This is a genomic window from Streptomyces sp. NPDC007264, assembly GCF_042869095.1.
Classification (GTDB): domain Bacteria; phylum Actinomycetota; class Actinomycetes; order Streptomycetales; family Streptomycetaceae; genus Streptomyces.
This window is the reverse complement of the sequence record NZ_JBIAFD010000001.1, coordinates 411,262-430,567: the sequence shown is the minus strand read 5'-3', so window position 1 is coordinate 430,567 and position 19,306 is coordinate 411,262. Positions and strand designations below refer to the sequence as shown.

21 protein-coding genes are annotated in these 19,306 nt (G+C 72.3%); 7 read left to right on the top strand and 14 right to left on the bottom strand.

The window, feature by feature from the left end; translation table 11 throughout:
- Window positions 1–180: 180 nt before the first annotated feature.
- Window positions 181–1,170 (top strand): aldo/keto reductase, encoded by a 990-nt coding sequence (locus tag ACFYMU_RS01935; RefSeq protein ID WP_388366669.1) that lies wholly within the window; start codon window positions 181–183, stop codon window positions 1,168–1,170.
- A gap of 13 nt (window positions 1,171–1,183) precedes the next feature.
- Here ACFYMU_RS01935 and ACFYMU_RS01930 read toward each other — a convergent pair whose 3' ends face one another.
- A complete protein-coding gene (locus ACFYMU_RS01930) occupies window positions 1,184–1,747 on the bottom strand; it encodes a cysteine hydrolase family protein (protein WP_388366668.1) in 564 nt (187 codons plus the stop codon).
- Between the two features lie 170 nt (window positions 1,748–1,917).
- Between ACFYMU_RS01930 and ACFYMU_RS01925 the strand changes: the two genes are divergently transcribed.
- The gene (locus ACFYMU_RS01925) at window positions 1,918–2,568 is read left to right on the top strand and encodes a hypothetical protein (protein WP_388366666.1); all 651 of its coding nucleotides are present in this window, start codon (window positions 1,918–1,920) and stop codon (window positions 2,566–2,568) included.
- Between the two features lie 237 nt (window positions 2,569–2,805).
- Here ACFYMU_RS01925 and ACFYMU_RS01920 read toward each other — a convergent pair whose 3' ends face one another.
- From ACFYMU_RS01920 to ACFYMU_RS01900, 5 genes are all read right to left on the bottom strand, one after another.
- On the bottom strand, window positions 2,806–3,192 hold the full coding sequence (locus ACFYMU_RS01920; protein WP_388366664.1) for a toxin-antitoxin system, toxin component, PIN family protein: 387 nt from the start codon (window positions 3,190–3,192) through the stop codon (window positions 2,806–2,808).
- On the bottom strand, window positions 3,182–3,838 hold the full coding sequence (locus ACFYMU_RS01915) for a DUF433 domain-containing protein (RefSeq protein ID WP_388366662.1): 657 nt from the start codon (window positions 3,836–3,838) through the stop codon (window positions 3,182–3,184). Before ACFYMU_RS01915 ends, ACFYMU_RS01920 begins: the two co-directional genes overlap by 11 nt.
- 85 nt (window positions 3,839–3,923) lie before the next feature.
- Complete coding sequence (locus ACFYMU_RS01910) at window positions 3,924–4,820, bottom strand: hypothetical protein (RefSeq protein ID WP_388366660.1); 897 nt, start codon at window positions 4,818–4,820, stop codon at window positions 3,924–3,926.
- A 283-nt stretch (window positions 4,821–5,103) separates the two neighbouring features.
- The gene (locus tag ACFYMU_RS01905; RefSeq protein WP_388366659.1) at window positions 5,104–5,235 is read right to left on the bottom strand and encodes a DUF397 domain-containing protein; all 132 of its coding nucleotides are present in this window, start codon (window positions 5,233–5,235) and stop codon (window positions 5,104–5,106) included.
- Window positions 5,198–5,824, bottom strand: coding sequence for a Scr1 family TA system antitoxin-like transcriptional regulator (locus tag ACFYMU_RS01900; protein WP_388366658.1), 627 nt, complete (start codon window positions 5,822–5,824; stop codon window positions 5,198–5,200). Before ACFYMU_RS01900 ends, ACFYMU_RS01905 begins: the two co-directional genes overlap by 38 nt.
- A 178-nt stretch (window positions 5,825–6,002) precedes the next feature.
- Between ACFYMU_RS01900 and ACFYMU_RS01895 the strand changes: the two genes are divergently transcribed.
- Both ACFYMU_RS01895 and ACFYMU_RS01890 read left to right on the top strand, forming a co-directional pair.
- On the top strand, window positions 6,003–6,551 hold the full coding sequence (locus tag ACFYMU_RS01895) for an ATP-binding protein (RefSeq protein WP_388366656.1): 549 nt from the start codon (window positions 6,003–6,005) through the stop codon (window positions 6,549–6,551).
- Window positions 6,552–6,563: 12 nt separating this feature from the next.
- Complete coding sequence (locus tag ACFYMU_RS01890) at window positions 6,564–6,983, top strand: DUF3151 domain-containing protein (protein WP_388366654.1); 420 nt, start codon at window positions 6,564–6,566, stop codon at window positions 6,981–6,983.
- Window positions 6,984–7,082: 99 nt separating this feature from the next.
- Here the strand turns inward: ACFYMU_RS01890 and ACFYMU_RS01885 are convergent, their stop codons facing one another.
- From ACFYMU_RS01885 to ACFYMU_RS01855, 7 genes are all read right to left on the bottom strand, one after another.
- On the bottom strand, window positions 7,083–8,591 hold the full coding sequence (locus tag ACFYMU_RS01885) for an MFS transporter (RefSeq protein ID WP_388366652.1): 1,509 nt from the start codon (window positions 8,589–8,591) through the stop codon (window positions 7,083–7,085).
- 87 nt (window positions 8,592–8,678) lie between these two features.
- Window positions 8,679–9,710 (bottom strand): class II fructose-bisphosphate aldolase, encoded by a 1,032-nt coding sequence (gene fbaA / locus ACFYMU_RS01880; protein WP_388366650.1) that lies wholly within the window; start codon window positions 9,708–9,710, stop codon window positions 8,679–8,681.
- A 167-nt stretch (window positions 9,711–9,877) separates the two neighbouring features.
- Entirely contained in the window at window positions 9,878–10,429 is a 552-nt protein-coding gene (pyrE, locus tag ACFYMU_RS01875; protein WP_388366648.1) for an orotate phosphoribosyltransferase, read from the bottom strand.
- Between the two features lie 66 nt (window positions 10,430–10,495).
- Window positions 10,496–11,284 (bottom strand): aldose 1-epimerase, encoded by a 789-nt coding sequence (locus ACFYMU_RS01870; RefSeq protein ID WP_388366646.1) that lies wholly within the window; start codon window positions 11,282–11,284, stop codon window positions 10,496–10,498.
- Window positions 11,285–11,414: 130 nt separating this feature from the next.
- Entirely contained in the window at window positions 11,415–12,554 is a 1,140-nt protein-coding gene (locus tag ACFYMU_RS01865; protein ID WP_388366644.1) for an SRPBCC family protein, read from the bottom strand.
- A 76-nt stretch (window positions 12,555–12,630) separates the two neighbouring features.
- Window positions 12,631–14,283, bottom strand: a complete 1,653-nt coding sequence (locus ACFYMU_RS01860; RefSeq protein ID WP_388366642.1) for a polyamine aminopropyltransferase — start codon at window positions 14,281–14,283, stop codon at window positions 12,631–12,633.
- Window positions 14,284–14,377: 94 nt separating this feature from the next.
- On the bottom strand, window positions 14,378–14,935 hold the full coding sequence (locus ACFYMU_RS01855) for a DUF2617 family protein (RefSeq protein WP_388366640.1): 558 nt from the start codon (window positions 14,933–14,935) through the stop codon (window positions 14,378–14,380).
- Between the two features lie 684 nt (window positions 14,936–15,619).
- Here ACFYMU_RS01855 and ACFYMU_RS01850 point away from each other — a divergent pair.
- The 3 genes from ACFYMU_RS01850 to ACFYMU_RS01840 all read left to right on the top strand — a co-directional run bounded on the left by ACFYMU_RS01850 (window position 15,620) and on the right by ACFYMU_RS01840 (window position 18,562).
- Window positions 15,620–15,898, top strand: a complete 279-nt coding sequence (locus ACFYMU_RS01850) for a hypothetical protein (protein WP_388366639.1) — start codon at window positions 15,620–15,622, stop codon at window positions 15,896–15,898.
- A gap of 66 nt (window positions 15,899–15,964) precedes the next feature.
- Window positions 15,965–17,146 (top strand): pyridoxal phosphate-dependent aminotransferase, encoded by a 1,182-nt coding sequence (locus ACFYMU_RS01845; protein ID WP_388366638.1) that lies wholly within the window; start codon window positions 15,965–15,967, stop codon window positions 17,144–17,146.
- Between the two features lie 213 nt (window positions 17,147–17,359).
- Window positions 17,360–18,562: a mannosyltransferase family protein gene (locus ACFYMU_RS01840; protein WP_388366636.1), complete on the top strand. Its 1,203-nt coding sequence runs from the start codon at window positions 17,360–17,362 to the stop codon at window positions 18,560–18,562.
- A gap of 12 nt (window positions 18,563–18,574) precedes the next feature.
- Here ACFYMU_RS01840 and ACFYMU_RS01835 read toward each other — a convergent pair whose 3' ends face one another.
- Entirely contained in the window at window positions 18,575–19,102 is a 528-nt protein-coding gene (locus ACFYMU_RS01835) for a YbjN domain-containing protein (protein WP_388366635.1), read from the bottom strand.
- Between the last annotated feature and the right edge of the window lie 204 nt (window positions 19,103–19,306).

Genomic DNA, 19,306 nt, shown 5'->3' with positions numbered 1-19,306 from the left:
GGCCGGCTTGCGCTGGAGTGCGCTCCAGGTCGTAGCGTCGCGGACATCGCGGCGCACGAGCCCCGTGTCACCCGATGCCCCGCCCGAGATGCCGAGCGGTGGAGTCCGTCGCTAGATGGACGAGGGGCTTCGTGCCGTCCGGACGACCGACGAGCGTGCAGCGAAAGGCTGGGACACGGCATGCAGAAGCGCAGCCTGCGGGATCTTCAGGTATCGGCCATCGGACTGGGATGCATGGGCATGTCAGCCTTTTACGGATCCACCGACCGGGAGGAGGGGATCGCGACCATCCGGCGCGCCCTCGACCTCGGGGTGGACTTCCTCGACACCGCACAGATGTACGGGCCGCTCACCAACGAGTCACTCGTCGGCGAGGCGATCCGGGGGCACCGCGACGCGTACGTGATCGCGACGAAGTTCAACTACCGGATGGACAACGCCCTGCCCGGCGACATGAGCACGGTCGGCCCGCAGGACGGCTCGGCCGAACACGTCCGCAGCTCGGTCCACGGCTCGCTGGAGCGTCTGGGGACCGACCGCATCGACCTGTACTACCAGCACCGGGTCGACCCGAACGTGCCCATCGAGGAGACGGTCGGCGCACTGGGCGAGCTGGTCGCCGAGGGCAAGGTGCGCTGCATCGGGCTGAGCGAGGCGAGCGCGGAGACCATCCGGCGCGCCCACGCCGTGCACCCGATCACCGCGGTGCAGAGCGAGTACTCGCTGTGGTCACGGGACGTGGAGGCCGAGGTGCTGCCCGCCTGCCGGGAGCTGGGCATCGGCTTCGTACCGTACTCGCCGCTCGGACGCGGCTTCCTCGCCGGGCGGTTCACCTCGCCGGACGAGCTGGACACGAACGACTGGCGCCGGGAGAACCCGCGATTCCAGGACGCCAACCTGGAAGCGAACCTGCGGCTGGCGGCAAAGGTGAAGGAGATCGCCGCCGAGAAGGACGTGACCCCGGCCCAGCTGGCCATCGCCTGGGTACTGGCCCGGGGCGAGCACCTGGTGCCGATCCCGGGCACCAAGCGCCGCACCTACCTGGAACAGAACGCCGCCGCGGTCGACATCGCACTGACCGAGGACGACCTGGCACGCATCGACGCCGAACTGCCCGAGGCGGCGGGTGAGCGGTACGACGAGGAGGGGATGCGAGCCGTCAACCGCTAGTGACGGCCTCCCGCTACTTCGGTGCGATGGCTTTGATCCAGTCCTCGACGGCGAGCACATCTGCCCACTGCGGGAACAGCTTTTCGGTGAGCATCCGATGCACCTCGGGGTCGGTGTCGAGGCAGGCATCCGCCAGGACGGTGAGGCCGAAGTCCAGGTCGATGGCGTGCCAGAGCGTGGACAGCACTACAGCGCTGGTGGCGATACCGGTGAGAACGAGGCTGTCGACATCGCGCGCCCTGAGCACCAGGTCGAGGTCGCTGCCCGAGAACGCGCTCCCCCGCCTCTTGGTGACCACGACGTCCCCCTGCTGGGGCGCGACGTCGTCATGGATCTCGGTGCCAGGGGCCCCCTCGGTGAACAGGCCGGCCCGCACGGCGTTCGTCATCACCCTGTTGCGGGGGCTGACTTCCGGATCGCCGGGCCGTAAGCCGAGCACCACGTAGATCACGGTGATACCTGCCGCCCGGGCACCGTCGATCGCTCTGCGCAAGCGCGGCAGATATCCGGAACCGTCATCGGCGACGGCCACGACGTCCCGTTGGACGTCCATCACCAGAAGTGCGCTGTTCGCCATGCCTGCCGTCCCTTCTCCGTCGGGAAACAGGAGCAAGTCTGGTCGATCGAGCGAGCCGCGGTGGAGGCTTCGGAGATCCTCGCGGCGTCGCGCCGCAGTGCGCCCACGACCGGTGTACGGCGCGAGGGCGAGGGGGGCGGGTGTCACTGCCGTTTGGCACGATGGCGATCATGAGTCACACCCTCGCGTACTCCACCGCGGACAAGGCCCACGTCCTGGCCTATCTGGGCAGCAAGGGCAATCTGAACGCAGACCAGCGGCGCCGCCTCGACGGGATGCGCAAGGCCGCGCGGGCCGCGCAGGACGACCTCGACCGCCAAGGCGTCGACTGGGCCCTGTCCGTCCCCGACGCCCTCGACCACCTCATCGCCGGGCGCACCGACTCGGATGCACTGTGCGCGGGCAACGCCTACAACTGCGCCGTGCAGCACATCATCGACCACAACGCGTCCGACCCGATGCGCCTGGGCACCTACGCGAAGCCCTCGACGTTCTTCGGCCTGGTCGACGACGAGATGCGACGCCTCGGCGTACCCGCCGACCTGCTGCCCCACGGCTACCTCTACGGCGGGCTGCCCGCCGGCTTCCCGTCCCTACCGCACCCGATCGACGGCTACCCCGCCGTCGGCCATCTGCCGCTCGCCAAGGCCAAGCCCGCCGCCGAGGCCTACCGCGCCGTCCTGGACCGGATGGCTGCCGACTTCCGGTACGACGTCCAAGAGCTGATCGACAACCTGGAGACCGAGCACAACGAGGGGGAGTACGCCACGAAGAACATCGGCTGGTACACCCAGGACACCCTCTTCTTCAATCTCACCTGACCGACCGCCCTGCCTCTGGTGACCGTCAAGCCCGGCCGGGGATCGGGTGCCTGACGTCGAGGGGAACATCCGCAGCCCCACGCAGGGTGCATCCCGATACGGGCATCTTCCGGAGGCTCGCCCAGCGGGCGACGCCGAGGCACGTCTGCCGCTCCCTCGCCGCGCGCATCCAGCCGCGCAGCCGGGCCGGCTCCATCCGTCCTCGACCCCTTCCCCGACCGAGACGCTGCCCGCCCGTCATGGCCATGTGCGCTCGATGCGGTCGTGTCGCACCGCGTAGGCCGCCGGACCGCCCTTCACGACAGCCCGGTGGATCGCCTCACGGCGCGCGACGAGCCGTTCGACCATCTCCACGCTGCGAAGCTGCTGGTTGTCGAGGTAGAAGAGCACCGCCTCGCGCTCCATGACAGGCTGGATCTCCAGGTCCCGGGTCTTGATCCGCCCGTCCTTCGAGAGCGGGACCCAGGACCGGTCGAGACCGTGAGCGATCCACTCCTCGTCGGGAACGTCCTGCCCGTCGTTCGTGAAGACGTCTCCGATGCGGTGAACAGTCCACCCGCAGGCTCTCAGTCCCTCGGCGACACGACGACCGAGATTCCGGTCGAGGAAGAACTCAGGCGGCAAGGTGCACCACTGCTTGGCAGAGCGCATGCACCTGCTCAGGCGTCATGTCGTAGTCGTACGCGATGTCCTCGACACTCTCTCCGGCCTCCCACAGGTCGGTGATGGCTTTGACCGTGACCCGGTTGGCGGCCACCACGGGAAGACCGTGGCCGAACCTCGGATCGATCACGACGGGAACAGAGTCCGGGTACTGCCTCAGCTGCAGGCTGGAGGGGAAGTCGTCGCCCGGCTCCCAGGTGAGGTACCGGAGGTAGTCGGAGACCACCTCCTGGATGGGGACCTGGCCGTCACGGGCCCTACGAAGGTCCCCCCAACCATGTTCGATGAAGATGTCCACGCCGTCCGTGGCGATCCGCTTGCACACGAGGCCGTAGGGGGTGTCGAAGGCGTCCCGTACGGCGGCGGCCGCTTCCCTGATCTCGCTCATGCGGAGCCCCAGGGAGCGCAGGGAGCGAAGGACGTGCGCCTCGGCCACCGCGATGAAAGGCACCGAAGGCTGTCCCTTCCGTGCCGGCTCCACCTGGTGGACCAGGGGTGCTCCGGCGGCCCTGCCCTTCAGCCACGAGGTGAGGGTCGACTGGGGAATCTCAAGGTAGGAGGCCGTTTCTGCGGGTGTCAGCAGACCGTCCTTGAACCTGTCGACCATGCCCCACCTCCTCCTGATGCCGGGTTTCGCATCGTCCCACATCGACCCTCCCACCTGCGGGGCAACCGCACACCCACCCACCGACTCAGCCGGCCGCACGAAGGCGGTTACCGGCTCGGCAGTCCCGGCAACGTCCCGGCTTCGGCGCGCGAAACGCGCGGTCGCAGCCGTCGCAGGTCTGGAAGGGCGGCGCGGCCGGACGGTCCAGAGGGTGCGGCGACGCGGGTGGGGCGGGCAGGGGTGTCTCCCGCAGGCGGAAGGCGAGGATGCCTGCCGGGCGAGCACGGAAACGGTCGGGGAGTCCGGCGGTGAGCAACTCGGTGATCTCGGGTGCCTCGACGCCTGCGGCGAGCCACTGGGAGACGGCCGGCGCGAGTCGTTCAGCCTCCTGCCCGGACAGGACCAGCCGTGGATCGACCCGGCGCAGGGCGGCGAGCACGGCGACGGCCCGCGGATCGGCGTCGGCGACGGCGTCGGCGAGCGGGGTCGGCGTCTGCCTCTCGGCCTGCGCGGGCACGTGCGCCGTTTCCCGCACGGTCGCGGCGGACGGGGACGTCGCCCCCACGACGGCGGGCTGTTTCCGGTGTCGGCGCGGCTTCGGCGGCTCGGGCAGCCCGTCCGGATCCGGGCCACCGCCGGGGACGTCGTGGAAGTACGTGCGGGTACGGATCCGCCCGGTGGGCAGGCGCTCGCGGCGGCGCTCCAGGTATCCGGCCGTTTCGAGTTCCCTGAGCGCCCGCGAGATCAGGACCTCGCCCTCGGTGAAGTGCTCGCACAGGGCGGCGATGGTCACGGGGGAGCCGTCGGGAAGGGAGAGGATGTAGGCAGCGACGCCGACCGTGACCGCACTGCCGCGCCGCTGCGCGAGGGCGTTCGAGATCACCGTGAAGTCGGCCGTGAGCCGGGTGCGGACGTGGATCACGCCGGAGGTCGGAGCTCCGGCGCCGGCGCGCAGGCGCGCGTTAGACTGCGGGTCAGCCATCGGGAAGGTCTTCGCTTCCTGAACGGTCAGGCCCTCGATCGGGATGCCAGTCCCGGCCGGGGGCCGTCGTCTGTGTGCGGTTGTCGCGGCGAACGTAACCGCCCGTGTCCCGCCCCGGCAAGCCGGTCACTCGGACGGGTGACACGGGCCGTGCGGTCGGGGAGGGTGGGTGGGCGGGTGGTTCTTTCCCCCGGTTCTTCGGGGAGGTCAGCGGCCCACCGAGCCCTCGCGGACAAGGATCCGGCGGACCCGGGAGACGGCCGGTGACCGGGACCCGGCCGGCTCAGGCGCGGTGGCGCCCGGCCTTCACCTCACCTATGAACACCGCCCAGGAGCCGGTCTCGAAGGACAGAGCGGGACCGTGCGGGACCTTGCTGTCACGGACGGGGACGATGCCGGGGAACCCGTCGGCCACCTCTACGCAGTTGCCGCCCTCCTGATTGCTGTAGCTGCTCCTGCGCCACGCGACGCCGTTCAGATCGGGACGGAACCTTCGCTCCACGGTGGTTGCCCTCCATCACAGAGCGGATCATGTCGAGCGACATGAGCGGGGGCAGGGCTGCCGCCCGTAGCCGATCGTAGGTCAAGGAAAACCTCCTGACCTCGGCCGGATCCTCGATGAGTTGGCCGTGGTGCGCACCTTCCGTGTAGGCGGCTTCCGAGCCTTCGTACAGTGTGAGAATCGTCAGCGAGCCGCCCATCGCACCGTGCTCGCCTTGGTCGAACGGCAGGACCTGCACGGTGATATGAGGTTCCGCTGCGGCCTCAAGCAGTCGCTCCAACTGCTCACGCATCACCGCAGCGCCACCGACCGGCAGCAGGTTGTCCGCGCCGAGGGCGGCGTCGAGCGCGCGGGCCAGTCCCAGTGTCGGTTTCGCGCCGGAGGCCCGCTCGATCTGGGTGATGCGGGTGCTCACCACATGGGTCGTCCTGCCGAGTTCGGCCTGGGTCAGTCCGGCCGCCGTACGGAGTCTGCGTACCCGTGCGCCGAACAGCGCCGCCATCGACGTACTGGGGTCAATTCCGTTGGCCAAGGCGTCACTTCCGTTCCTTACGGCCCGAAAGGTAAGGCCGCGTCACCTTCCGAGCGCAGGGCCGCGCGACGACTCTTGAGTACGGAACGTGACGACTCGCGCACATCGCGGGACGTCCCAGGGCTTGACAGGCAAGGACGGACACACCGTGCTGACAGGAACGACCACCGTCTCGGGCGAAGAACCGCGCGAAGAACCGCGCTGGAGCACCGAACGCCCCGCGGCGGAAGCCGTCGCGTCCGACGGCGGAGGAACCGAACGCAAGGAGGTCACCGCGCAGTTCGCCTCCTCGCCCCGAGGCGCGCGGCTCGCCCGGCGCTTCGCCGTGCGCGGCATGGAGGCGTGGGGGCACCCGCCGGTGTCGGACCTGTCGTGCACGATCGCTCTCGTCGTCGGCGAACTCGCCGCGAACGCCGTACGGCACGGACGCGTCCCGGGGCGCGACGTCCGTCTGCGGCTCTGCCTCGACGAGGTGGCGGGCCTGGTCCGGATCGAGGTCGCCGACGCCGCGGCCGCGAAACGGCCGCCTGCCGCCCCGCCTTCGTCGTACCCCGACGGCGAGTCGGGTCGCGGACTGCTCCTGGTCGACGCCCTGGCACTGCGCTGGGGCTGGACATCTCGTCATCCCGTGGGCAAGACGGTATGGGCGGAGTGCGCCGTGCAGGCGTGGACGTCCCGGGCCCTCGTCCGCAAGTGACAGACTGCGTGCATGACGACGCACAAGAACCTGCTCGGCGGCCCGGAACCGACGTACCTGCCGGAGAACGAAGAGGCGTACCGCCTGCTGGGCGAGGAGTCCCGGTCCCCGGCCGAGGTCGCCGCGAAGCACCCCACGTTCTCGCTCGCCTGGGCGATGCTCGCCGACGACGCCTTCGAGGCGGGGCGCGTGGTCGAGTCGTACGCGTACGCGCGCACCGGCTACCACCGCGGGCTGGACGCGCTGCGCCGGGCCGGATGGAAGGGACACGGCCCCGTCCCGTGGAGCCACCGGGCCAACCAGGGGTTCCTGCGCTGCCTCGCCGCCCTCGCCCGTGCCGCCGGCGCGATCGACGAGAAGGAAGAGGCCGAGCGCTGCCGGCAGTTCCTCCAGGACAGCAGCGCCGAGGCGTACGCCGAGCTGAAGCCGTAGTCGTCACGACGGAGACGGCTGTGCCGCCGGGCCCGCACCGACCGCGTGATCGGCCTCTGCTGGTGTTCGCGTACCCGTCGGCGAAGATCGGGAACGCCGTCACGAAGCTCGACCGGCGCCGGAGGCCTTGGGGCCACCGCGGCCGCGGGGTTCCAGGGGCGGGGCCGTCACGCAGCCGTGCGTGCGGCATTCCGGGTGGCGGCACTCCGGTGCCGGGCGGCGCACCGTCGCGAAGGCCAGCACCGCACCGGCCACCAGGATGCCCGCGCACAGCGGCATCGCCCGGCGAAAGGCCGCGTCGAACGCGTCCGCCGAGCGGTAGGCCTCCGGGCCCATCCCGGTGAGCACCGGCAGCGCGGCCACCGCGACCAGGCCGGCCGCGCGGGCCGCCGCGTTGTTGATGCCGCTGGCCAGGCCCGCCCGGGCGGTCTCCACCGAGGCGAGCACGGTGGCGGTCAGCGGCGCGACCAGGACGACCATGCCCGCCCCCATCACCAGCAGGGCCGGCAGGACGTCGACGGCGTAGGAGGCGTCCGTGCCGACCCTCAGCATCAGCAGCAGCCCGGCCGCACACAGCAGCGGCCCGACGGTGAGCGGAATGCGCGGGCCGATGCACTCGGCGAGCGCACCGGAGCGGGCGGAGAAGAGCAGCATGAGGACGGTCGTGGGCAGCAGGGCCGTCCCGGCCTGGAGTGCCGAGTAGCCCGACACCACCTGGAGTTGGAGCGCGGTGAGGAAGAAGAAGCCGCCGAAGGCCGCGTAGACGCAGAGGGTCACCAGGTTGACCGCGGTGAACTGGCGGGACCCGAAGATGTCCGGCGGCATCATCGGGTCGGCGCGGCGCCGCTCGACGTACACGAAGGCGACCGCGGCGGCCACGCCCGTGACCGCCGTGACGGCCACGGCCACCGAGCCGTGGCGGGCCTCGATCAGGGCGTAGGTCACCAGGGCCAGGGCCAGGGCTCCGAGGGCGGCGCCGAGCACGTCGAACCGGCCGTGCACCCTGCCGTCCGCCGACTCCGGTACGTGCCGGACGGCGACGGGGACGCAGACCAGTGCCACCGGGACGTTGAGGAGGAAGACCCAGCGCCAGCCGGGACCGTCCACCAGCCAGCCGCCGAGGAACGGGCCCACGGCGGCACCGATGCCCCCGAAACCGGACCAGAGGCCGACCGCCCGCGCCCGGTCGTCCGGGTGGAACGACGCCTGGATCAGCGCCAGGGAGCCGGGGGTGAGGAGCGCGCCGCCGATGCCCTGCAGGGCGCGGGCGGCGATGAGCACGCCGGCGGTGGGGGCGAGGCCGCACAGGAGCGAGGCGGTCGCGAACCAGACGACGCCGAGGACGAACACCCTGCGGCGGCCGAAGCGGTCGCCGAGGGCGCCGCCCAGGAGAATCAGACCGGCGAGCGTGACCAGGTACGCGTTGACGGTCCACTGGAGCGCGGCGAGACTCGCGTCGAGGTCGCGGCCGATCCTGGGCAGGGCGACATTGACGACGGTGGAGTCCAACATCGCCATGCCGGAGCCGAGCACGGTCGTCAGGAGGACCCATTTCCCCTGGGGGGAACCGATCCTGACCGCAGGGCCCTGCCGTTCGGCCATAGCCATGGGGGGATCATCCCGCGCCGGCCGCCCTCGGGCCAGACGTGCGACGAGCCCGGCTCCGCGGGGGCGCCGGGCTCGTCGGGGGTGCCGTCACTTGATCCTGGTGCCGGTGGACCGGAGGTTGGCGCACGCCTCGAGGACCCGCTTGGCCATCGACGCCTCCGCCAGCTTGCCCCAGCTGCGCGGGTCGTAGGTCTTCTTGGAGCCGACCTCGCCGTCGACCTTCAGGACGCCGTCGTAGTTCTTGAACATGTGGTCGGCGACCGGGCGCGTGAAGGCGTACTGGGTGTCCGTGTCGATGTTCATCTTGACCACGCCGTTCTCCAGCGCGGTCAGGATCTCCTGCTCGCTGGAGCCGGAGCCGCCGTGGAAGACGAAGTCGAACGGCTTGCTGTCGGTCGGCCTGCCGTACTCGGCGGCGACGCCCTCGTTCAGCTCCTTCAGCAGCTCGGGGCGCAGGACGACATTGCCCGGCTTGTACACGCCGTGCACGTTGCCGAACGACGCGGCCAGCAGGTAGCGGCCCTTCTCGCCCAGACCCAGCGCCTCCGCCGTACGGATCGCGTCGTCGACCGTGGTGTACAGGGAGTCGTTGATCTCGTGGGAGACGCCGTCCTCCTCACCGCCGGTGGGGGTGATCTCCACCTCGAGGACGATCTTCGCGGCGGCGGCGCGGGCCAGCAGCTCCTGCGCGATCTGCAGGTTGTCGGCGAGCGTCTCGGCGGAGCCGTCCCACATGTGGGACTGGAACAGCGGGTTCTCGCCGCGGGCCACGCGCTCCTCGGAGACCGCGAGCAGCGGACGTACGTAGCCGTCCAGCTTGTCCTTCGGGCAGTGGTCCGTGTGCAGCGCGACCGTGATGTCGTACTTCGCGGCGACGATGTGCGCGAACTCGGCCAGGGCGACGGCGCCCGTGACCATGTCCTTCTTGTGCTGGCCGCCCAGGAACTCGGCGCCACCCGTCGAGATCTGGATGATGCCGTCGCTCTCGGCCTCCGCGAAGCCGCGCAGGGCAGCGTGCAGGGTCTGGGAGGAGGTCACGTTGATGGCCGGGTAGGCGAACTTGCCGGCCTTCGCCCGGTCCAGCATCTCGTTGTAGACCTCGGGGGTTGCGATGGGCATCTGTCCGCTCCTTGTATGTGCGGGTCTCGTACTGCGGTACGAACGGGACTGCTGCTTACGGCCCTGACCTAGGGGGGTGCGACGTCATCGTCGGCCCCATCTTTCCAGACGTGACCCGATGCTCAGGTCACAGTTCCGACGTGTGGACGGCCTCCTCCGCAGGGCGCTCAGTCGAGACCCAGCTCGTCCTTCGCATAGGCGAAGCGGTAGGGGACGCCGGCGCCTTCCTGGATCTTCTCGGCCGCGCCCGTGGCCCGGTCGACGATCGTCGCGACGGCCACCACCTCGGCGCCGGCCTCGCGCACCGCCTCCACCGCGGTCAGCGGGGAGCCACCGGTGGTGGAGGTGTCCTCGACGACCAGGACCCGGCGCCCCTTGATCTCCGGCCCCTCCACGCGCCGCTGCAGGCCGTGCGCCTTCGCGGCCTTGCGGACGACGAAGGCGTCGAGCCGCTTCCCGCGCGCGGCGGCCGCGTGCAGCATGGCGGCCGCGACCGGGTCCGCGCCCATGGTCAGCCCGCCGACCGCGTCGTAGTCGAGGTCGGCGGTCAGGTCCAGCAGCACCTGGCCCACCAGCGGGGCGGCCTCCCCGTCGAGGGTGATGCGGCGCAGGTCGACGTAGTAGTCGGCCTCCAGGCCCGAGGAGAGGGTGACCTTGCCGTGCACCACGGCCTTGTCCTTGATCTGCTGCAGCAGGGCGCCGCGTGTGCCTGGCGGCATTACTGCGTAGACGTCACTCATACCGGTCAGCTTAAGGGCGGCGCTCACCCCCGGGACTCCCGCGGCTCACAGCCGGCGCCATGTCCAGGTGGTCGCGGTCTCCAGCGGCTCGATGGGCGTGACCAGGCGCGGAAGGGTGTTCAGACCGTCGGGGGGACCGGTCTGCGGCTCCACGCACACCGCCTCCGGCTGCTCGTCGTACACCACCACCCACTCCTCGCGGCTGGTGACCGCCAGCTCCAGCCGCCCCGGCCAGGTGAGGGTGACGTCGACGCCGCCGGGCATGCCGAAGCAGTCGTCCCAGGGGCCGGGCGTGGGATCGATGCGGTTCCCGGTGGGCAGGTGGTCCTCCCCGCGCTCCTCCTGCCAGGCGGGGCTGAAGGCGATGCGGACGTCCTCGCCGTCCAGGGTGCGGTTGAACCAGGGGTGCCAGCCGGCCTGGGCGGGGAACGAGGAGTCGTACGTCTCCACGGACATGGTGAGCGTCAGCGAGTCCTCGGTGAGCGCGGCGAGCTGGGTGACGCGGCCCGGGTAGGGCCAGGGGGCGGCCAGGTCGTAGGTGAGGACGGCCTCGGTCCGCCCGGCGCGGGCCACGCGCCAGGCACCGTCGCGGACGGTGCCGTGGATGGCGTGCGGCGGGGAGTTGAGGGGCATCCGGTGGAGCTTCGCACCGTCGCGGAACCGGCCGTCCCGCATCCGCCCGCACCAGGGGGCCATGGGGAAGCATCCGAACCGCTCACCCTGGCGCAGCAGCTCCGCGCCGCCCACGCGCAGACTCCGTACGCGCCCGCCGTTGCCCGGCGCCAGCACGACTTCCGCGTCCCCTGCGGTCAACGTGATCTCGTCGTCGCTCACGTGGCCGACCCTACTGGGCCGATCGGGCCGATCGGGCCGATCAAGAGGGCGTGGGCCCGCGGCCCGGCCGTCCGGCGCGGTCGGCGCGGTCGGCGGTGGCTGCCGGCCGGCGACGAGGGCTCCCGCGCGCTCAGCGACGTCGGCGCAGCAGCCGGCCCGCGACGATCGCCGTCGCCACGATCAGGGCCGCCGCCGGGGCCGCCCAGCGGAGGGTCGCGGTGGCGGCGGCGGGCTCGGCGGAGGGGACGGGCGCGTACCGGCCGCGCGGGGGCGCGTGATCGACCTCCTCGGCGCTGCGGCCGATCATCGTGCGCCGGGCGTGCGCCGCCTCGGCGGGCGGCTCTGCCGCGCCGCCGTCCGGTCCCTCCTCGTCGGCGAGGGGGTCGAGGGGCGACGGGGGAACCTCGGCGTCGAAGACCGAGGGAGCCGAGGGCTCCTCCGCCGAGGGAGCCGAGGGCTCTTCCGCCTCCTGCGCGGGCGGTTCCGCCGCCGCCTGCCCGGCCTCCGCGGCGGACTCGCCGGCAGCCTCACCCGTAGCCTCCGCGGCGGACTCCCCCGCAGGCCCACCCGTAGCCTCCGCGGCAGGCTCACCGGCAGCCCCCGCCGCAGGCTCCTCGACAGGCTCGCCGGCGGTCTCTGCGGCAGGCTCCCCGGCGGGGACCTCATCCGGCGTCGCCCCGGCCTCGGCTCCCCCGCGCCCGGCCCCGGCCTGCTCCTCCGGCACGGCCTCACGAGCGACCGGCTCCTCCGGCGCGGCCTCACGAGCGGCGGGCTCCCCGGCAGGGGCCTCATCCGGGGTCGGCCCGGCAGGGGTCTCATCCGGCGTCGGCCCGGCGGCGGACGAGTCCGGCGTCGGCCCGCACAGGTTCTCCGCGAACCGGCCCAGCAGCCGGGCCCCCGCCGAGGCCACCGCCTCCTCGGGCAGTTCCGCGATCCGGCCGTCGCCCGTCGCCGTCCCCGTGAACACCACCGTCGCGCCGCCCTCGGCCGCCAGCACGCGTACGGACAGGGACAGCTCCACCGTGCCCGTGCCACGGGCCTCCGACGCCTCGCCCTGCGCGGTGAACGAGCCGTCGCCCCGCTCCGCGACCCGCAGCGTGCCGCGGTAGGTGATCGTGTGGCCGCCGACGCGCACCTTCAGGCGGCCGGCGACGGGCCGAGTGCCCGCGTCCTGGTGCAGCCCGGGGATCGCCCGGGCCACCCGGGCGGGATCGGCCAGCGCCTCCCTGAGCCGCTCGGCGGGAACCGGAACGAACACCTCATGCTTCATGTCGGCCGAGCCTACCCAGCACGGCCCGAACCGCACCCTTCCTCCGTGGTATTCGCACCGCGGGCCGCCGCCCGGGTCAGTCGGCGTACCTCGGGTGCACCAGCGTCGAAGGGGGCAGCCCCCGCACCCGGGTGCGCGAGGCGGCCCGCGCGTCCGCCCGCAGGGACGCCCGGGTCAGCGCGCCCAGCCGCTGCTCGCGCGGGTCAAGGGTCAGCGCCGGAGGGGTACGGGCCGCCAGCACGAAGCCCCAGTCGCGCGGGGCCCGGGATCCGTTCGGCGAGCGGTCGGGCCCGGCCGCGAAGCCGGAGGCGCGCCCGCCGACGCGATAGGGGACCGTGCGCAGGTCCGCCGCCCGTATCGTCGCCTCGACCGTCCAGAAGACCCACGGGCGGGATGTCACCGGGCCCGCGTGCACCACCAGGCGGCCGCCGGGCGCCAGGGCGCGGCGGGCCAGGCCGTAGAACTCCTGCGAGTAGAGCTTGGCGCTCGCCGTGATGCCCGGGTCGGGAAGGTCCGCGACCACCACGTCGTACGCCCGCCGCGTGCTCCGGAGCCCGCAGAACACGTCCGCCGTGCGCACATGGACGCGCCGGTCGGCGAGGGCGTGGCGGTTCAGGGCCGACAGGGCCGGGTCGTGGCGGGCCAGCCGGGTCACCGCCGGGTCCGGTTCGATCACGTCCACCCGTGTCACCCCCGCGTACCGCAGCACCTCGCGCACCGCGAGGCCGTCACCGCCGCCGAGGACGAGCACCCGCGTGTGCGGGCCGCCGCTCATCGCGGGGTGCACGAGCGCCTCGTGGTAGAGGCGCTCGTCGCGGCCGCTCACCCGCAGTCGGCCGTCGAGGAACAGGCCGAGCGGACGGCCGTGGGTGCCGCCGGTGAGGACCACCTCCTGGACGCCGGTCCGCAGTGCGACCCGCACGTCCCCGCCGTACACCGCCTGGCGTGCCGCCCGTTCGAAGTCGTCGACCATCACGGCCGCCGTGGCGAGCAGGCCCAGCACGACGATGTTGGCGACCAGGAGCAGCCAGCGGCCGCGCCGGCTCAGGTCGCGGCGGAACAGCCCGAGGACCAGCGCTCCGCCCGCGACCGCGTTGACCGCGCCGGTGAGCAGGGCGCCCGTCAGCTGACCCAGCAGGGGGAGCAGGAGAAAGGGGAAGGCGAGGCCGCCGACCAGCGCGCCCACGTAGTCCGCCGCGAACAGGTCGGCGACCGCTCCGCCCGCGTCCTGGCGGCGGATGCGCTGGATCAGCTCCATCAGCAGCGGAACCTCGGCGCCGATGAGCAGGCCGATCGCCAGCGAGAAGGCGGCCAGCAGGCAGCGCGGCCCGGCCGACCACGGTCCGCCCCAGTCGCCGGTCCAGGCGAAGACCGCGTACAGGGCCATCGCGCTGCAACCGCCGATGAGTGCGAGCGCCGCCTCGACCGCGCCGAAGCCGGCCGCGGCACGGCAGCGCAGCCGCTTCGCGGCGAGGGAGCCGACCCCCATCGCGAAGACCATCACGGACAGCACGACGGATGCCTGGGTGACCGAGTCACCCATCAAGTAGGAGGCCAGGGCGACGAGTTCGAGCTCGTAGACGAGACCGCAGGCCGCGCAGACGAACACGCCGGCGAGGACGAGGAACCGTCCGGTGCCGGGGCGCACGGGCAGCCACGCCTGGCTCTGGCCGCTCTCACCCCAGGAGACGGGGGCGCCGGGCGGAGCGGGCGCGTGCGGTTCGATCACGGTCGGAACGCTACGTCACGCCTGCGCGGGGCTTCGTCACCCACACGTGTGGTCCTGCGGGGTTGTGGGGCACCCGGCACGGCCGTACCCCTCCTCATGCGCGAGAGGGACTCAGTCGCGCCTCCGAGCGGTCCGGGTGTGCCGTCGGCGCCCTCACGCCCACCCGAGTCCGCGTCGCCACCAACTGGCCGTCCTGGGGGTAGGCGTGCCAGGTGCGCCAGTGGACCTGGCCCTCGTGGTAGTGGGCCAGCATGGCCGTGAACGCGTGCGGGCTGCCGGGGAAGACGCCGGCCAGGCCGTGGGGATGGTCGGAGACCAGGGCCAGCAGTTCCTGGGCGCGGCCCGCGAAGGACCGGGGAGACATCACCTCCACCCGGGCCGCGAACTCGTACTCCCAGTCGCCGACCCGTTTGGCGACGCCCAGGGGCAGCGGACTGCTGGAGCCCGCGATGCACGCCACCGTCTCCGAACAACTGCCCCGCTCCTCCTCCAGGAGGACCTGGTGGGATGCGCCGAGGAGTCTCAACTGGAGTTGCGCGCCGGCAAGTTCCAGGTCGAGTGTGGCGAGTGCCGGCAGCGGCTCGCGGCCCAGGGCCCAGGCGAGGTCGGCCGCGCGCGTGTCGGTGTAGGAGGTGTTCAGGGTCGTGAGCATGGATCGGCTCCGCTAGCACGCAAAAGTGGGGAGGGATTCCGGCGCACCCCGGCCGGGCACCGCGGGTGCGGCCGGCTCAGCCGGTCGGGCACGACGTCCGGGTCGGCCCGGTCGGGCGGAACGCCTGCGGGTCGGTGGCCGCAGGGCGTCCGGGGGGCTGCATTGGTGGTTGAGAGGGAATCATGAACTGTGGCGCCCCCACAGCGTTTTTACCCAAGTTCGTAGGGTTTCCATCCCACCGAGGGCTCAACAGAGCAATTGTTCAACTATGTTGTGCGCCGGGAGTGTTGATATGCGCGCTGTACGCCCCCTTGTGACGGGTCGTTGGGAGCGCACCTGGCGCGCAGCGCCCCGGCATGCGCCTACGCGCTCCCTCTGCCGGGTGATCCGGTCTCGGACGGCTGACGAGTCGCGCGGCGCACAGGCCGAGTGCCCGCCGGCATACCTCCCGGCGGGCACTCGGCGTACTCGGATGCGTTTCCCCCGCGGAGCTCGGCTGCCCCGTGTCAGCTGCCTCCGCCGCATCCGCCCCCACCGCACGACGAGTGGCCCCCGCCGCACGAGTGGCCCCCGCCGCAGGAGTGATGGCCGCCCGAGTGCCCGCCCCCCGAGTCGTGGCCCCCCGAGTGATGGCCGCCCGAGTGATGGCCACCCGAGTGATGGCCGCCCGACGACGAACCGCCGATGTCGCCCCAAGCCCACCAGCTGCTGCCGCTGCCACTGCCGCTGCTACTGCCGCTGCCGCTGCTGCCGCCGCCGGACCGAGCGCTCTGCCGCGTCCTCGTCCGCGTGCCACGGGCCCCGGACCACGCCGCCGCCTTCCTGGAGCCGCGGCGGGCCACCACGACGAGCGTCACCACAGCGATAAAGACGAGCGCCAGAATGATGCCGAAGGTCATGGCGTCGCCCCCTTTCGAATCCCCCGAAGCGGCCCCCCGTGGGCCCCTCTTCCTCGGTGCGTGAACGGGGGATGCCCCCGCGTCCCACCGGTCAAAGCAGAGTTGAGGAAGTCCAGAGCTTCGGCGCAGGATGGCGGCCATGACCTCCAGCGCGCGCCCCCTCCTCAACCGCCGGCTCGCCGAGTTCGGAACGACGATCTTCGCCGAGATGTCCGCCCTCGCCGTGAGCACCGGGTCCATCAACCTGGGCCAGGGCTTCCCCGACACCGACGGCCCCGGGGAGGTCCGCGAGGCCGCCGTCCGGGCACTGCGGGACGGACGCGGCAACCAGTACCCGCCCGGCCCCGGCGTCCCCGAGCTCCGCACCGCCGTCAGCGACCACCAGCGCCGCTTCTACGACCTGGCCTTCGACCCCGACACGGAGGTCCTGGTCACGGCGGGGGCGACCGAGGCCATCGCGGCGGCCCTGCTCGCCCTCCTCGAACCGGGGGACGAGGTGATCGCCTTCGAGCCGTACTACGACTCCTACGCCGCCTGCATCGCCATGGCCGGCGCGAAGCGCGTACCCCTCACCCTGCGCGCTCCGTCCTTCCGTCCGGACCTGGACGAGCTGCGGTCCAAGATCACTCCCAGGACCCGGCTCCTCCTCCTCAACACCCCGCACAACCCGACCGGCACGGTCCTCACCGCCGAGGAGCAGGGCGCCATCGCCGCACTCGCCGTCGAGCACGACCTGCTCGTCGTCACCGACGAGGTCTACGAACACCTCGTGTACGAAGGCGCGCACCACCCCATCGCGGCCCTGCCCGGCATGCGCGAGCGCACCGTGACCATCTCCTCCGCCGGCAAGACCTTCTCCTTCACCGGCTGGAAGGTCGGCTGGGTCACGGCCGCCGGCCCACTGGTCGCCGCCGTCCGGACCGCCAAGCAGTTCCTCACCTACGTCAGTGCGGGCCCCTTCCAGTACGCGATCGCCGAAGCGCTGCGCCTGCCGGACGCGTACTTCGACGGCTTCCGCGCCGACCTCCGCCGCAAGCGCGACCTGCTCGGCGACGGCCTGCGCGCGGCCGGGTTCCAGGTCTACCAACCCCAGGGCACGTACTTCATCACCACCGACATCACCCCGTTCGGCGAGAAGGACGCCTACGCCTTCTGCCGCGCGCTCCCCGAACGCTGCGGCGTCGTCGCCATCCCGAACTCCGTCTTCTACGACGACCCCGACGCCGGCCGCACCCAGGTCCGCTTCACCTTCTGCAAGAAGGACGACGTCCTCCAGGAGGCCGTCCGGCGGCTCGGGACGCTGGTGGGCTGACCCTCAGCGCCCTCCTCCGCCTTGCAGCTGCACGCACCGGACCCCGCTCGGGTCGGCGGGAAGGCGCCGGGACCCGCAGCCGGCCCGATCCGAACGACAGGGCCTAGCAGCACCGCCGCCCCACCCGCGGGCGGCGCGCCGGGGGCCCCGGATCCGTACCCGCACGGTGGTGCAATGCTCGCGTGCCGGTCCTGAGCGACGCATGGTTCCCGTGTGACCCACGCCAGTACCGTGCACGCTCCCCCCGTCCAGCGGCCGGGGGACCACGACCGTACCCGTCCGGCGGGGCGCGGGCCGCGGCTGCCGACGACGGCCGCCGCCGCGCTCGGCCTGTTCGCCGCCGCCCGCCTGTGCGGCGGCCTCGTCCTCGCCGCCGTCGCCCACGCCTGGGACAAACCGCCCCTGCTGCTGCTCGGGCACTCCTGGGACTCGGTCTGGTACCTGGGGATCGCCGCGCACGGCTACGGACTCACCCGTCCGGGCCCCACCGGCAGCCAGAGCGACCTGGCCTTCTTCCCGCTCTATCCGGGGCTGGTCCGTGCCCTCACCACCCTCACCCCGCTCGACGGCGTCACCGCGGGCCTGCTGCTGTCGTGGACCGCCGCCGCGGTCGCCGCCTACGGGATCCACCTGATCGGCGCCCGGCTGCACGGCCCCGCCGTCGCCACCGTGCTCGTGCTGCTGTGGGGCCTGCTCCCGCACTCCGTCGTGCTGTCGATGGCGTACACCGAGCCCCTGCTGACGGCGTTCGCCGCCTGGTCGCTGTACGCGGTCCTGACCCGCCGCTGGGTGGCGGCGGGCGCGCTGGCGGCCCTCGCCGGCCTGACCCGGCCCAACGGCGTCGCGGTGGCCGCGGCGGTCCTCGCCGCGGCCGGGCACGAGGTGTGGCGGGCGCGCGGCCGCGCGGTCACCCACAGGCTGTGGACGGGCGCGGCGCTCGCACCGCTCGGCTGGGCCGGCTACGTGCTGTGGGTGGGCCACCGCAGGGGCGATCCGCTCGGCGGCTACTTCACGGTGCAGCGGCTGTGGGGCTCGCGCTTCGATTTCGGGCGGGGTGCGCTGCGCTTCGCCGGGCACATGCTGCTGCACGGCACCCGCCTGCTGTTCCCGATGGCGCTGGTGATCGTCATGGTGAGCACCGTGCTCTTCGCGCTGCTGCTGGTGGACCGCGCCCCGCTGCCGCTGGTCGTCTACAGCGGCGCCCTGCTGGTGATCACGCTCGGCGGCTCCGGTTTCTTCGAGTCCAAGCCGCGCTTCCTGCTGCCGGCGTTCCCGCTGCTCATCGTGGTGGCGCGGGCGCTGGTACGGACGGCGAGAGCCCGGCCCTGGCACGCCGCCGTGGTGGCGTGCGCCCTGGCCGGGCTCTCGTTCGTCTACGGGGCGTATCTGGTGGTGCTCGGCCGGTCACCCCTGTGACCGGGGGGCTGCCTACTCCTCGGCGTCGGGCTTGTCCGTCTCGTCGACGTCCTCCGCGAGGCCGAGCTGCTCCACGAGCCACCGGTCGAACTCGATGGCGGCCCGCACCCAGCTGACGGTGGACGAGACGAAGTGCTCCAGGCTGACGCCGGTGCCGATCAGCATCTGCGCCTCACCGATGAGCCGCACGGTGCCGTCGTCGTGCGTGTGGCTGTACACCTTCGGCCACAGGGTGCGCCGGTTCCAGTCGTCGATGGACTCCAGCAGCTGCGGCTTCTCGTCGATCTTGTGCGGGCGGTCGTAGAACGTGCGCACCGAGAAGACCTGCTGGTCGCCCTCACCGCGGAACATGAAGTACGTACGGAACTGCTCCCACGGCGCGACGAGGTCTCCCTCCTCGTCGACGAGGTGCTTGAGCTCCATCTGGTCGAGGAGCTGCTTCACGAGGTCCTGATCCGGAACCACGGGGCCCGCCGGTCCTTGCGGCTGCGGTTCGGGCTGGCCCCCGAAGTTCGGAATCGAGGACGGGTCGATGCTCACCGTGTTCTTCCCTTCGTACGGATTACGCCATCCTCCCCCATGCGGGGCGGGGGGTGGCAAGCCCGGACGGGCCGTGTCCGCCGGAGGCTGACAGGATGTGGCCGGTCTCCGCCGTCCGGGGGAGACGAGGGGGTGCATGACCGTGCGCACGACGATGCGCGGGATCCTTTGGGGCCTGTGGTAGCTCTCCGCGGCCTTCCTGGC

Excerpts from the sequence above, each read along its gene's own strand:
- ACFYMU_RS01935 (WP_388366669.1), top strand. The coding sequence starts at position 181 with ATGCAGAAGCGCAGCCTGCGGGATCTTCAGGTATCGGCCATCGGACTG.
- ACFYMU_RS01930 (WP_388366668.1), bottom strand. The coding sequence starts at position 1,747 with ATGGCGAACAGCGCACTTCTGGTGATGGACGTCCAACGGGACGTCGTG.
- ACFYMU_RS01925 (WP_388366666.1), top strand. The coding sequence starts at position 1,918 with ATGAGTCACACCCTCGCGTACTCCACCGCGGACAAGGCCCACGTCCTG.
- ACFYMU_RS01915 (WP_388366662.1), bottom strand. The coding sequence starts at position 3,838 with ATGGTCGACAGGTTCAAGGACGGTCTGCTGACACCCGCAGAAACGGCC.
- ACFYMU_RS01910 (WP_388366660.1), bottom strand. The coding sequence starts at position 4,820 with ATGGCTGACCCGCAGTCTAACGCGCGCCTGCGCGCCGGCGCCGGAGCT.
- ACFYMU_RS01900 (WP_388366658.1), bottom strand. The coding sequence starts at position 5,824 with ATGGCGGCGCTGTTCGGCGCACGGGTACGCAGACTCCGTACGGCGGCC.
- ACFYMU_RS01890 (WP_388366654.1), top strand. The coding sequence starts at position 6,564 with ATGACGACGCACAAGAACCTGCTCGGCGGCCCGGAACCGACGTACCTG.
- ACFYMU_RS01885 (WP_388366652.1), bottom strand. The coding sequence starts at position 8,591 with ATGGCTATGGCCGAACGGCAGGGCCCTGCGGTCAGGATCGGTTCCCCC.
- fbaA (WP_388366650.1), bottom strand. The coding sequence starts at position 9,710 with ATGCCCATCGCAACCCCCGAGGTCTACAACGAGATGCTGGACCGGGCG.
- pyrE (WP_388366648.1), bottom strand. The coding sequence starts at position 10,429 with ATGCCGCCAGGCACACGCGGCGCCCTGCTGCAGCAGATCAAGGACAAG.
- ACFYMU_RS01865 (WP_388366644.1), bottom strand. The coding sequence starts at position 12,554 with ATGAAGCATGAGGTGTTCGTTCCGGTTCCCGCCGAGCGGCTCAGGGAG.
- ACFYMU_RS01855 (WP_388366640.1), bottom strand. The coding sequence starts at position 14,935 with ATGCTCACGACCCTGAACACCTCCTACACCGACACGCGCGCGGCCGAC.
- ACFYMU_RS01850 (WP_388366639.1), top strand. The coding sequence starts at position 15,620 with ATGTCGCCCCAAGCCCACCAGCTGCTGCCGCTGCCACTGCCGCTGCTA.
- ACFYMU_RS01845 (WP_388366638.1), top strand. The coding sequence starts at position 15,965 with ATGGCGGCCATGACCTCCAGCGCGCGCCCCCTCCTCAACCGCCGGCTC.